Annotated in this window: 13 protein-coding genes; 10 read left to right on the top strand and 3 right to left on the bottom strand. The window is 31.6% G+C overall.

Annotated features, from left to right (window positions below; translation table 11 throughout):
* Positions 1–125: 125 nt before the first annotated feature.
* On the bottom strand, positions 126–695 hold the full coding sequence (locus tag ACJDUG_RS15960) for a DNA-3-methyladenine glycosylase I (protein WP_406770866.1): 570 nt from the start codon (positions 693–695) through the stop codon (positions 126–128).
* Positions 696–939: 244 nt separating this feature from the next.
* Between ACJDUG_RS15960 and ACJDUG_RS15965 the strand changes: the two genes are divergently transcribed.
* The 3 genes from ACJDUG_RS15965 to ACJDUG_RS15975 are packed head-to-tail and all read left to right on the top strand — an operon-like array spanning position 940 to position 4,323.
* Positions 940–1,431 carry an RNA polymerase sigma factor gene (locus tag ACJDUG_RS15965; RefSeq protein WP_406770867.1) on the top strand — a complete coding sequence of 164 codons (492 nt, stop codon included), beginning with the start codon at positions 940–942 and terminating at the stop codon, positions 1,429–1,431.
* A 2-nt stretch (positions 1,432–1,433) separates the two neighbouring features.
* Positions 1,434–3,413, top strand: coding sequence for a TolB-like translocation protein (locus tag ACJDUG_RS15970; RefSeq protein WP_406770868.1), 1,980 nt, complete (start codon positions 1,434–1,436; stop codon positions 3,411–3,413).
* A gap of 19 nt (positions 3,414–3,432) precedes the next feature.
* A complete protein-coding gene (locus tag ACJDUG_RS15975) occupies positions 3,433–4,323 on the top strand; it encodes a polysaccharide deacetylase family protein (protein ID WP_406770869.1) in 891 nt (296 codons plus the stop codon).
* An 8-nt stretch (positions 4,324–4,331) separates the two neighbouring features.
* On the opposite strand, the gene ACJDUG_RS15980 is transcribed toward ACJDUG_RS15975, so the two are convergent.
* Positions 4,332–4,478, bottom strand: a complete 147-nt coding sequence (locus ACJDUG_RS15980; protein WP_406770870.1) for a hypothetical protein — start codon at positions 4,476–4,478, stop codon at positions 4,332–4,334.
* A 14-nt stretch (positions 4,479–4,492) separates the two neighbouring features.
* Entirely contained in the window at positions 4,493–5,902 is a 1,410-nt protein-coding gene (locus ACJDUG_RS15985) for an amino acid permease (RefSeq protein WP_406770871.1), read from the bottom strand.
* Between the two features lie 339 nt (positions 5,903–6,241).
* On the opposite strand from ACJDUG_RS15985, the gene mscL reads away from it, so the two are divergent.
* From mscL to ACJDUG_RS16020, 7 genes are all read left to right on the top strand, one after another.
* On the top strand, positions 6,242–6,679 hold the full coding sequence (gene mscL / locus ACJDUG_RS15990) for a large conductance mechanosensitive channel protein MscL (protein WP_406770872.1): 438 nt from the start codon (positions 6,242–6,244) through the stop codon (positions 6,677–6,679).
* A gap of 351 nt (positions 6,680–7,030) precedes the next feature.
* Positions 7,031–7,636, top strand: a complete 606-nt coding sequence (locus tag ACJDUG_RS15995) for an NfeD family protein (protein ID WP_406770873.1) — start codon at positions 7,031–7,033, stop codon at positions 7,634–7,636.
* Positions 7,637–7,650: 14 nt separating this feature from the next.
* Entirely contained in the window at positions 7,651–9,105 is a 1,455-nt protein-coding gene (locus ACJDUG_RS16000) for a flotillin family protein (protein WP_406770874.1), read from the top strand.
* A gap of 316 nt (positions 9,106–9,421) precedes the next feature.
* A complete protein-coding gene (locus tag ACJDUG_RS16005; RefSeq protein ID WP_406770875.1) occupies positions 9,422–10,405 on the top strand; it encodes a hypothetical protein in 984 nt (327 codons plus the stop codon).
* A complete protein-coding gene (locus ACJDUG_RS16010) occupies positions 10,392–11,057 on the top strand; it encodes a hypothetical protein (RefSeq protein WP_406770876.1) in 666 nt (221 codons plus the stop codon). The genes ACJDUG_RS16005 and ACJDUG_RS16010 overlap by 14 nt, the downstream gene beginning before the upstream one ends.
* Positions 11,047–12,042: a hypothetical protein gene (locus ACJDUG_RS16015; protein WP_406770877.1), complete on the top strand. Its 996-nt coding sequence runs from the start codon at positions 11,047–11,049 to the stop codon at positions 12,040–12,042. Before ACJDUG_RS16010 ends, ACJDUG_RS16015 begins: the two co-directional genes overlap by 11 nt.
* Positions 12,015–12,980, top strand: coding sequence for an AAA family ATPase (locus tag ACJDUG_RS16020; protein ID WP_406770878.1), 966 nt, complete (start codon positions 12,015–12,017; stop codon positions 12,978–12,980). Before ACJDUG_RS16015 ends, ACJDUG_RS16020 begins: the two co-directional genes overlap by 28 nt.
* Positions 12,981–12,990: the final 10 nt, after the last annotated feature.

Raw genomic sequence — 12,990 nt, forward strand, 5'->3', positions numbered from 1 at the left:
CCATAATAAAACAGCCTCCTATGATTTTTTATTTTATCATAGAAAGCTGCATTTTACAGACTTTTCTTCACAGGCTCAGGCCTTCAGTGTTTCCTTTAGTTTTAAAATTCTTAACACAAGGATATTTATTTACAGCCTTTTAACTCTTCATATCTAAAGCAGCTAATCAAATGATCATTAATAACTCCTGTAGCTTGAAGATGTGCATAAATTATTGTGCTTCCTAAAAATTTAAACCCTTTCTTTTTTAAGTCCAAGCTTACCTTATCAGAAAGTTCAGAAGTAGCAGGAACCTTATTAATATCCTCTATATGGTTAACCACGGGTTTATTATTTACAAAGCTCCATATATATTTATCAAAGCTTCCAGACTCCTTCTGTATTTTGAGAAAAAGCCTTGCATTATTAATAGAGGCTTCTATTTTCTTTCTATTTCTAATGATGCCTTCATTTTTCATTAGCTCTTCAATTTTATCTTCATCATATTGAGAAACAATTGAAGCGTCAAAATTATCATAGGCAATTCGATAATTCTCTCTTTTCTTAAGAACTGTAAGCCAGTTTAAGCCGGCTTGTGCCGATTCTAAAACCAAAAATTCAAAATGCTTTTTATCGTCATGTACTGGAACACCCCATTCTTCATCATGATATCTTACATACAACTCGTTGGTTCCACACCACGGACATCTCTTCATTTTACCCTCCCGTCACTCATTAGGGGACATAACAATTATTAACTGTTATGCCCTTTTTAAATTAAAATACAGCATTCATATTAAAGAGTCAATAATAACTTAATTACATATTATGATTTTATTAAATTAGCATTTAAAAAACTAGAAAAAATATAAAAGAAAGATTATTTAAATAAGCAGATTTTATATTGATACTTTTTTCACTGAACTACGTCTATATGTATGGAATGGTTGGGAGGAGTGTGTGTTGAGGCATGATTTTATAAAGCTGTATGATGAGAGCTATGATGATATCTACAGATATATATATTTTAAAACCAATAGTAAATGGGAAACTGATGATTTGGTAAGTGAAATTTTTAAAAGAGCTTATGAAAAGTTTGATACTGTTACAGGAAATTATAGAGCTTGGCTTTTTACAATTGCCAGGAATTCAGTAATTGATTATTACCGTAAGAAAAATATTTTTTATACAACAGAGGATATAAATGACTATGTTGACTCTAATAATATTGAAGATAATTTAGTTAAAAAAGATTTAATTGAATATCTTAAAAAATCACTTGAAAGTCTTCCTATGGATGAAATGGAGATAATTATGCTAAGGTACTTTTACAATATGAAATTTAAGGATATAAGTAAAATTACGGGAAAAAATAAAGATTTTCTAAAAACAAAGGCAAGTAGAATTCTTAAGAAATTGCGAATACTAGTTAAAAAACATATGGAGGGATAGATGTGAAAAATTTAAAAATTATACTGTCTCTACGTAAATTGAAAAATAGAATTTATGTAAATAAAGATTTAAAGAAAAGCCTAAGAAGCAGCTTTATTGAAGAACATGGAGTAAAAACCTTTAAATTAAGGAAAGGATTAATATTAACTGCTGTTATTTGTATTCTTTTAATGATGACTACTACGCTATTACTAAATAGAAAAACCTATGTTAGTGCCGAGGCTTTAAAGGTAGAAAATTATACCTCCTTTATAGACTTAGGTGAAATGGGAAAAGTAGCAGTAAATGAATATAAGGGAACACTTTATATGATCTTATTTGGAAGAGGAATATATACCTATAATGACAAAGGACTTACAAAGCTTTACGAGGGTGGTGTGAATTCAGGAAGTTTATCTAAAGACGGGAAAAAATATGCCTTTTCCATAGATGGTGCCATAAAGATTTATGATATACCAACAGGAAAAGTAAGTGAGGTTATAGAGGGTGATAATAAAACAACCTTCTATGAAGAGCCTGCTTGGAAGGATGATAATCACACCTTATTTTATACTGAAGTTGTTATAGGGGGAACTGAGGAGCAGCCAACAGTTAAGCACAGTATTTATAGCATAGATATAAATGATTTAAAGTCGGCTGAAATTACAGAGGGAACTTATCCATCATACGTAAACGGAAGGGATGCCATAGTATTTCAAAGTGAGAATGAGCACGTAATATATAAGTCTCTAAAGGACAATACCGAGAAGGATTTAGGAGATGGCAGTCAGCCAAGTGCTTCACCAGATGGAAATTATGTAGCATTAACAAGAACTGAAAGAACATTAAAGGAAGTAGAAAAAAATGTTAAAATTGAAACAAATCTTCAGAATATTTGGGTTATAGATTTAAATAATACAGCCATAAAGAAGAAAATAACAAATAACTATCCTTTAAAAACAATTGACGAGGAAGAATGGCTTAAAGGAATTACACCTTCAAATGAAGAACAGATATTGTCTTATGGAGGAAGGTATTGGTATCTATATCCTTCTTGGAACAGTGATTCTAAAAGTATATACTCTATGAAAAGAATTTTTAATAGTGACAACAAAAGAGATGAAGGAAGACTTATAAAGATAAGTCTTTCAAATAAGGAGCTTTCCGGAAATGATATTGTTGAAAGATATTTAAAGAATATTTCATCTATGGATGAGGATTATTTAAATAGTTTAGTTGATACTAATTTTAAAGATGAAGATTTAAATATTTACAAACTTAAAGGATATAATATTTTGAGCTCAGGTAAGGATACAGCTGGACAATATGTTGATGCTGCAATAAATCTTGCAAGTAAGGATAATTCGGCCGATAAAGTACAAAATGTAAGATACTATTTATTAATGAGAGGAGGAACTTATATTATACTGGGTAAAAAGATACTTAATGAGGTTGAGGTATCAAGCAATAAGCTTGGGATATATTTAAATAGTAATGGCCAAAAGTCTAAGATTATATCCTTACTTGATATTCCGCAAAAATATCTTGAAGGAAAGGCTAATACCTTTGACGAAGTAGCTTATTCAAAGGTAAATGAAACCATATATTTTACAATGAAAGCTGATGAAAATAATACAAAAAAAATTTCAATACTTAATGTATTTGCATATAACTTAAACACAAAACAATTAATGCAGCTGGATAATATTAAAAACAAAGAAGGAAAGCTAAATGCTAATACGCTTTCCTTAGATTATACAGGAAAATATATAGTATTAAATTATAGTATTACTGAAGGAAATGCATTTAAGAATATAAGCAATTTATATGAAACTGATAGTAAAGCAAAGAAAACCCTAAATGAAATAATAGGCGCTTATAAGTCAGAATCATCAATTTCAGCCTATTGGGAAGGGAAAAGTATTATTTTTAAAAGCAATAGCTATGGCCAATATGCATGGTATAGATATACTCCAGATAAAGGTGAAGTAACAATAAGATAGAAAATAGGGGGACATAAAAATGACGAGGGGTCCGTTCTTGAATTTAATAATAGTTCCAATTTTTGTGGTACTTTTCACAATTGTTATAATAAAAAACTATTATTCTGTAGAAGCATTTAATGAAATAAGTATTGCAAAGATAAATAGTAATAAAACTGCAGAAGGCACATTAAAGCCTTTGGAATATAAAATAGAAAATCAACAGGATAAAAAAGATTTTGATAAGTATAATAATACAGTTACTGTCGAAGCTACTGCACCAGAAACAGCAGCAACTCCGGTTTCAGCTGGAGCCACGCAAGAAAGTAGTGTAGTCTATTATTCAGGCAGCAAAGAAAAAAAACAGCTTGCCCTTACCTTTGATGATGGACCTGATGATTATTATACAAATAAAATTTTGGATATATTAAAAAAGTATAATGTAAAGGCTACATTCTTTGTAATTGGTAAGAATGCTGAAATGCATAGAAATACCTTAAAACGGATTGAATATGAAGGTCATGTAATAGGAAGCCATACTTATAGTCATGCAGACCTAAATATGCTAAATGAAACTCAAATACGCTCCGAGCTATCAAAAACAGAGGCGATTTTAGACAGCACTTTAGGGCATCACACAAAGATAATGCGTCCACCATTTGGAAATAACAGTAAAGAAGCAATTAAAACCATTGCTTCTCTAGGCTATAAGATAGTTGATTGGTCAGTTGATACACGTGATTGGTCAGGAGCTTCTCCAACTAAAATAATGGAGTATATTAAAAGTCAGGTACATCCAGGAGCAATTATACTTCACCATAGTGCAAACCGAGTAAATAATACTTTAGAAGTCCTTCCAAAGGAAATAGAAAAGCTTAGATCAGAGGGTTATGAGTTCGTAACTATTCCGGAACTTTTAGGCCCTCATTAGTGAAACCTTCAATCTTCGTTGTTAAGAACATTTGGGGTATCTAAAAATGAAAGCACTAAGTCATGATGATCTCTTAGGTTTATTATAGAAGAATAAAAACTCATCTGATTTGAAAGATATTTTTCAAGCAGGTGAGTTTTATTACATAAAATCAATATAATTTCAATAGTTATGCAGTCTTCTTTAACTGCTTAATAGGCTGCCTTGCAATATTTAAGTTGCTATGCTTTCTTGAATAAGTGAAGTAAATTATAGTTCCTACTGAAAGCCATGCTGCAAAGTAAACCCAAGTCATTAGAGATAGGTTGTACATTAAGAATAAACAGCATAGTACTGCGAACATTGGAAGCACTGGTACCAAAGGAACTGTAAAGCCTCTTTTAATGTGAGGATGGGACTTTCTAAACACAATTACAGAAAGAGCAACAAGCATAAAGGTTCCTATGAGAATTATATTAGCCAAATCAGCAAGCTGTTTTAAATCAACTAAGCCAGTCATTAATGCACCAGCAATACCTACAACTATAGTTGAAAGGATTGGTACATTTGTTTTTTTATTTACTTTTGAAAAGGCTTTAGGTAAAAGTCCATCACGACTTACTGAAAATAATATACGTGAAGCACCATAACTATAGGCAAGCATAACTGCTATTATTCCTATAACTGCACCTACAGAAATAATTGAAGCTGCCCAGCTTTGATTAACACTGCTTAGGGCAAAGGACATAGCATCTGCTACATTTAACTTTGTGTAGCTTGTTAAACCAGTTAAAACAAGGCAAACGACTATATAAATTAAGGTACAAGTAATTAGTGAAGAAACTATTCCCCTTGGAAGGTTTTTTTGGGGATTCTTAACCTCTTCCGCTGAAGTAGAAACGGCATCAAAGCCAGTAAAGGCAAAAAATACTGATGCTGCTCCTGCAAAAACTCCTTTAATTCCAAAGGGCATAAAAGGATGCCAGTTTTGGGAATTAACATGAAATACTCCAACAACTAAAAATAAAAATATAATTGCAAGTTTTATAATAACCATTAAATTATTTATTTTTTTACTTTCCTTAGTTCCTTTTGATAAAAGGAAGGTAACTAGTAAAATAACAAGTACTGCAGGAAGATTTATTATTCCTCCTTCGCTTGGAATGCTTGTAAGTTTATAAGGCAAAATGATTCCAATACTATTTAATAGGCCATTAAAGTAAGCAGCCCAGCCTCCAGCAACAGTAGCGGTGCTTAAGGTATATCCAATTATTAATGACCAGCCCACTAAATGAGCAACAATCTCTCCAAGAGAGGTATATATATATGCATATGCACTTCCTGAGGAAGGTATTGAAGATGCAAATTCAGCATAACAAAGTGCTACTAATATACATACAATAGCTGAACCAATAAATGAAAATACAACAGCAGGACCTGCATCTCTAGATGCCACTAGTCCAGTAAGCACCATTACACCAGTACCTATAGTAGCACCAATACTCATTAGGGTTACATCAAAGGCACCTAAGGTCTTTTGAAGTGTATTTTTACTTTCTAAAATTGACTCTACATCTTTTTTTCTAAAAATAGAACTCATATGTAGTTAACTCCTTTCGAAATGTCCTATGAATTATACTATATGGCTCACAAGCCATATACATATTAAGAAAAATACTATACCTTGTCAAAGCGGTGAAAGTACAATTTACAGCAAATTATTGCATTATTCTATGCATTACTATAAAAAACGCTGTTTTTCTTGCATGTTAGATTCAAAAATGAATTAAAAATTTCAATTATTTAAGCTTGGCTTTCCAAATGCTTTAATTTTAATTAGAATGATGAAGTAATGCCTCTATTGAAACTTTATATTAAGTTATTTATAATAATCATAAAATAAAAAATTTCGCCATCAAGGAAAGGAAGAGTGGTTTTTATGTGGAAAGAATTTAAGGAATTTGCCATGAAAGGTAATGTTGTTGATTTAGCTGTAGGTGTTATTATCGGTGGAGCTTTTGGAAAAATTGTCTCATCACTTGTTAGTGATATAATAATGCCAGTAATTGGACTAATTTTAGGAAATATTGACTATACAAATTTGTTTTTACCTTTAGATGGAGGGCATTATAAAACTCTTGAAGCGGCCAAAGGTGCCGGAGCAGCTACTTTAAATTATGGAGTGTTTTTAAATAATGTTATCGACTTCTTAATAATTGCCTTTTCTATATTTATGGTAATAAAACTAATAAATCGTTTTGCTAAGAAGAAGGAAGAAGAATCAGAACCATCAAATACTAAGCTTTGCAAATACTGCTATAGCACTGTTCATGTAGATGCAACAAGGTGTCCACACTGCACTTCTGTGCTTGAATAGTTTCATAAATCAAATAAGTATTATAAGGTATGCAACATAAAAATTGCATACCTTTTTTATATCTAATTAATAAGATTATAATTTAAAAAAAATTGTGATGGTGCAATATTTTGAGAAATGATTAGATTGATGAAGCAAATTAATGCTAATTTACTTTTGTGTGCTGATTATTAATAAATTCAAATTAATTGGAATTTGAAGAAATAACAATATATGGTACAATTATAAATAACACATAAATGGTTATTAAATACTATATTAAGGGTTATACAATATAGGAAATTTCGTTGCATAAATTTAATCAAAAATAACCAAGGTATGTTATACTAATATAGGGAGGTGAGGTAAAAAATGCTATTTATTTACTCGGTTATCTTTTTTGTGGGGGTAATTTATACTGTAGTCACGTTTTTACTTGGTGGGTTGTTTGGTTTTGCTCACATTGACGGTCATATTGATACCCATATTGACACACATGTAGACACTAATATAGGGTTTCATCCACATATAGATGCCCATGTAGACGGTCATACAGGATCTTCAGCTAACGTATTTCCTATAAAGCCAATAACAGTTGTGTCTTTAATAACTGTATTTGGTGGTATTGGAATGATTGGAACTTATTACGGGGTCAATCCTGTAATATTATTTATTGCTGCTTTAGCTCTAGGTTTATTTGTTTCTTTTCTACTTTATAAATTTGTTGTACTTCCCCTTTATAAGGCTCAAAATACAAGTTCAGTTTCAGAGAAAAGCCTTATAGGCAAGGTTGCCAAAGTTATTTCTCCTATTATAGAGAATGGTTATGGGACAATAGCTTATGCAGTAAATGGAAGTAAATACAACGCACCAGCACAGCATGTAGCTAAGAAATATGTAGCACAAGGAGAAGAAGTAATAATTTTTGAAATTAAAAATAATGTGTTCTATATAGAACCATTAAATGATAAAAATTAAAAGGAGAGATTTAAATGCCAGTGTATATGATTGCGGGGATAATTGTTGGGGTACTAATACTTTTAATTCTAAGCCTGTTTTCCTTATGGAAAAGAGTGCCACAAGATAAGGCGTTAGTTATTACAGGACTTAAGAAAAGGGTTATAACAGGTGGTGGAGGTTTTGTAGTACCTCTACTTGAAAGAACAGATAAGATTTCCCTTGAAAACATGCAAATTGAAATTCGTATTGATGGAGCATTAACTGGACAGGGAGTTGGCATTACAGCTGATGGTGTTGCTGTTGTTAAAGTTAAGTCCGATACAGAATCGATTCTTTCTGCTGCAGAGCAGTTTAATACTTCAAATGGACTGCAGCATACTTTAGAAGTTATTGAACACACTACAAAAAACGTCCTTGAAGGAAAACTTCGTGAAATTGTTTCTAAAATGACTGTAGAAGAGATATATAAAGATAGAGAAAAATTTGCGTCACATGTTCAAGAGGTTGCAGCGCTGGATCTAGCTCAAATGGGGCTTGAGTTAAAAGTGCTGACAATTAAGGATATTGCAGATAAGAACGGCTACCTAGAAGCTCTTGGTAAACCAAGAATTGCAGCAGTAAAAAGAGATGCTTTAATAGCTGAGGCGGATGCAAACAAGGAAACTAAGATAAAAACAGCTGAAGCTTTCAGAGAAGGTGAAGCAGCAAAACTTCTATCAGAAACTCAGATAGCTGAATCAGGCAAGGAAAAGGAATTAAAGGTTCAATCTTATAGAAGAGAACAGGAAATTGCAAAGGCTACTTCTGACCTTGCATATGAAATTGAATCTAATAAGGTTAAAAAAGAAGTTACTGAAACCCAAATGCAGGTTGAAATTACAAGAAAGTTAAAAGAAAAGGAACTTGCGGATGCAACAGTTCAGGTAGAAATAACAAAGAAGGAAAAAGAAATTGAATTAGCTGAAAAAGAAGCACTTAGAAAAGAAAGAGAGCTTGAAGCTACAGTTAGAAAACAAGCTGAAGCAGATAAATTTAAGCAAGTTCAAGTGGCTGATGCCGTAAAATATAAAGAAATTGCAGATGCAGAAGCTAGAGCAAAATCTATTGAACTTGAAGGAAAGGCAAAAGCTGACGCCTTAAGACTTCAGGGTATGGCTGAGGTAGATATTATAAGAGAAAAAGGTATAGCTGAAGCAGAAGCAATGAGTAAAAAAGCAGAAGCATTTAAACTTTATAATGATGCTGCAATGACTCAAATGATTATAGAAAGGCTTCCTGATATAGCTAAAGCCGTAGCTGAACCATTATCCAAGACTGAAAAAATTGTAATTGTTGACAGTGGTAATGGAGAAGGAAAAGGGGCAGCAAAAGTAACAGGCTATGTCAGTGACATAATGTCACAGCTTCCTGAAACAGTAAAGGCACTTACTGGCGTTGATCTTATGGAGCTTTTAAGTAAAAAGACAGAAAATAAGGAAGAAATGTAAAAAAATTTAGACGGGTAACTCTCCTAAGCTTACTGAAATGTTGAAGGATTATTATATAAGCATTTAATTAATAATCCACTATACAAATTCAGCTGCTTATGAGCCTAACCCGTCTAATAGTTTTATGTAATTAATTTAATAATTCTCCTTTTATTTTCCAAGGAAATATAGTAAAATATACATAAAATTTGTTACAAAATAGAAAGTAAATATCTAATCACCTTGAGCAGTCCTATAAATCCTTGAAGATTAGATATTTTGCCACTGCTCCAGGTGAAGATATTTATTACTTTCTATGTATTAAAGGGGATATGCTATGAGATTCATGAATCTTTCAGAAATAATGGATAGATCTATTGATATATTAAGAAAAAATATAAAAAGCATTGCACTATTTAGCTTTGGATATACAGTGATTGAAATTATAGGCATTATTTTAGTTAGTATTATTATTAGTATTTTTGGTGCGATTACCGTTGGAATTTTTCATAATGTTGCATTTGCAGCAATAATTATTTCCGTATTTATTCTGTTTCTTGCTGCTTTTTTAATTAGTTATTGCATAGGAATTATAAGAATATCAAGCGGAGAATTTACTGAGGAAAAAATTTATGCTCACACAGCAATTAAAGCTTCCTTCAAAAGTTTATTTAAGGTTTATGCCATAATAATAATTGGTACTATTGCATTGTTACCGGTACTTGCTGCTTTTGGAGGTCTGGGATATGTTTTAGCTAACTCTTTCAATATTAACAGTATTAACAATATTAGCAATGTTAACACTGTTATAGGAAAAGGAGTTGTCATACTAATTGTCTTTATATTATATATTTTAGCTGCTATATTTGCAGTTTTGGCTGTATTAAATTGGTTTTTATTTTCCCTGCATACCTTAGCTATAGAAAATATTGGAGTTGTTAATTCTATAAAAAGGAGTTTTTATTTAGTGAGGAAAGATTACTTAAGAATTCTTGGAGCTTCTATACTTTTCACATTGACAGTAACTGCTTTAAGGCTTTCGGTAGATTTAATTCTAGGAACTGCTTCAAGTATAATATATTTACTTTTAAAATTTTTTAGTGTTAAACAGGATTACATTGGATTTTTAAGTATGATTTATAATTATACTAACTGGCCCTTAAGCATTATAGTATTAATGGTAATAACACCAATTAATGTTATCATGCTTACTATGCTTTATTATAATCAAAGATTTAAGAAAGAAGGTTATGATTTAGAGCTTCGATTAAGGGAAATAGAATTAAAAAATGAAAGGGAGCAAGTAAGTGAAACTAATTAGTTTAGTTATGCCATCTAAAAGCGAATTTGAAAAAGGTGTTTATAATATAGTGCAAAGCCCAAGCTACACCCATCTTAGAAATGGTGCCTCAGATTTTATTAATAAAATTAAAGAAGGTTTAACAAAGTGGCTTATGAAGCTTTTAAATAAAATTTTTAATAATGTAGATACGGCATCAGCCTATAGTGGAGAACTTTCCACTATATTTATAATATTTGGTATTCTTATTATTGCAGCAATTATATTAGTTATAATTTTAAAAATAAATAAAACTTCGGAGAGAAAGAGAAAAGTAAAAGAGATACTTGGAGAAAAAATAAATGAAAATACTACTCCTAATAGCTTAAGAGAAAAGGCATTAAGTTATTATGAAAATGGAGATGTTAGACAGGCACTTCGATATGACTTCATTTCACTGCTGCTTTTGATGCATAATAACAAGATAATTTATCTTGATGAAACGAAAACCAATGAAGAGATTTATAGCTTTTTAAGAAAAAATAATTTTAATATGTTAAAAAACTTTAAAGTTCTTATAGATAGCTTTAATTTATCCTGGTATGGTAATAAGGAAATTTATGAAGAGAGCTATAGAGTCTGGAACAGTAATATGAACTTAATATGGAATGAGGTGGTTAAACATGAGAGTTAAGAAGGATTACCAATTAATAATTTTTCTTATATTAATCCCTATTTTTATGTTTGGCGCCTTTTATATATCCAGCAGAATTGGAAATAGCCTTCCACAGTTTTCTATAGAAAACAAATCAAATGAAGGTTGTAGTATCTTTTATGAGACTTTGAAGAATTTGAAGCTTCCAGTTGATAGATCAATAAGTACTGTGGAAATACAGGATATTAACAGTATTCAAATTGTTGTTCCAGGAGGAAGCTTTGACATTAATAGTAGTAAGATAAAGAACTGGGTTTACAATGGAGGGGTGCTGGTGAGCCTATCATCAGGAAATATTCATATCCTTGATTATGGACTTTTACCAAAAATAAAAGGGGGCATGAATATTTACAGTTATGGAAAAGGGACAATAATCGGTGCAGATATAAATGCTATAACAAACAAAACCCTTTTGAGTAACACTGATGGAGCTTATGAACTTTTAGCTGAAATGGGTAGCTATAATAAGGCAAAAATATACTTTAATGAAAGTTACTTGTTCTCACAAAACAATAATATGAGTTTATGGGACTATATGCCTCTTTGGTCCAAATTTATAGTTTATCAGCTTATTATTGCTTTAATTGCATTTTTTTATTATAAAGGAAAGCGTTTTGGGAGGCCATTGCCCTTCTACGAAGAAACTGAAAGATCAGAAAATGAATATTTACATTCTGCAGCTGCGCTGTACAGGCAGGCTAAAGGCTATGACCTAATACTTGAAAATTTCTATAAAAAGCTTTTAAAAGAGTTAAATTCAAATCATGAGGATTGGCTTAAGCTTTGGGAAAGTAAGTCTTTACCTTCTCTAAAGGAGGCAAGAAGATTTAAGGAATTCATGGACATTAATAAAAAAAGAAAGCCTAAGGAATATATTAAGGCAATTGCCATAGTAGAGCACTTAATTAATATTATAGAGCAGAGGAGAGAATCATATTGGAAAATCTTGAAAATAATAAAGTAAAAGATCTTATGGAGAAAATAAATACCGAACTGAAAAAGGTAATTGTAGAACAGGATGAGCTTTTAGAACAGGCTTTAATAAGTCTTATTAGTGGTGGTCATGTGCTTATAGAAGGAGTTCCAGGCCTAGCAAAAACCTTAATGGTTAGAGCATTATCAAAGACTCTTTCCCTTGATTTTAAAAGAGTTCAATTTACCCCAGACTTAATGCCTTCAGATCTAACAGGAACAAAGGTATTTAACATGCAGACAAGAGAATTTGAGTTAAAAAAGGGACCTATTTTTACAAACTTTCTTTTGGCAGATGAAATAAATAGAACTCCACCTAAAACTCAGGCAGGCCTTTTGGAGGCAATGGCTGAAAATACAGTTTCCATTGATGGGGAAATGCAGGAACTAGGAAGGCCATATATGGTTTTTGCAACACAGAATCCTTTAGAATATGAAGGAACCTATCCTCTTCCAGAGGCATTAGTAGATAGATTTCTGATGAAAATAATAATATACTATCCCTCTATTAAGGCCGAAAAGGAAGTTTTAAAAAGGCACAATGAGGGTTTTTCCAGCATAAACTTAGATAATTGTGATTTAAACACAATATGCAGTGTAGGTGAAATCTTGTACTGCAGAGAAGAAGTACAGAAGGTAAGGGTGGAGGACTCTCTTATGGAATACATAATAAATATTGTGGCAGAGACAAGAAATAATCCAATTATTGATATTGGAAGTTCTCCAAGGGGTTCTATTGCACTGCTCCAATGTTCAAAAGCCTGTGCCGCATATTACGGAAGAGATTATGTAATCCCTGAAGATATTAAAAAGATGGCATATCCTACCTTAAGGCATAGAGTAATTTTAAAGCCAGAAACAGAGCTTGAAGGGGTAAAGGTAGAACAAGTATTAACAGAGATATTGTCAAAAATTAAAGTGCCTAGATAGAGAAAGGGTG

It is taken from the genome of Candidatus Clostridium stratigraminis, from assembly GCF_045310675.1.
GTDB classification, from domain to species: Bacteria; Bacillota; Clostridia; order Clostridiales; family Clostridiaceae; genus Clostridium_AT; species Clostridium_AT stratigraminis.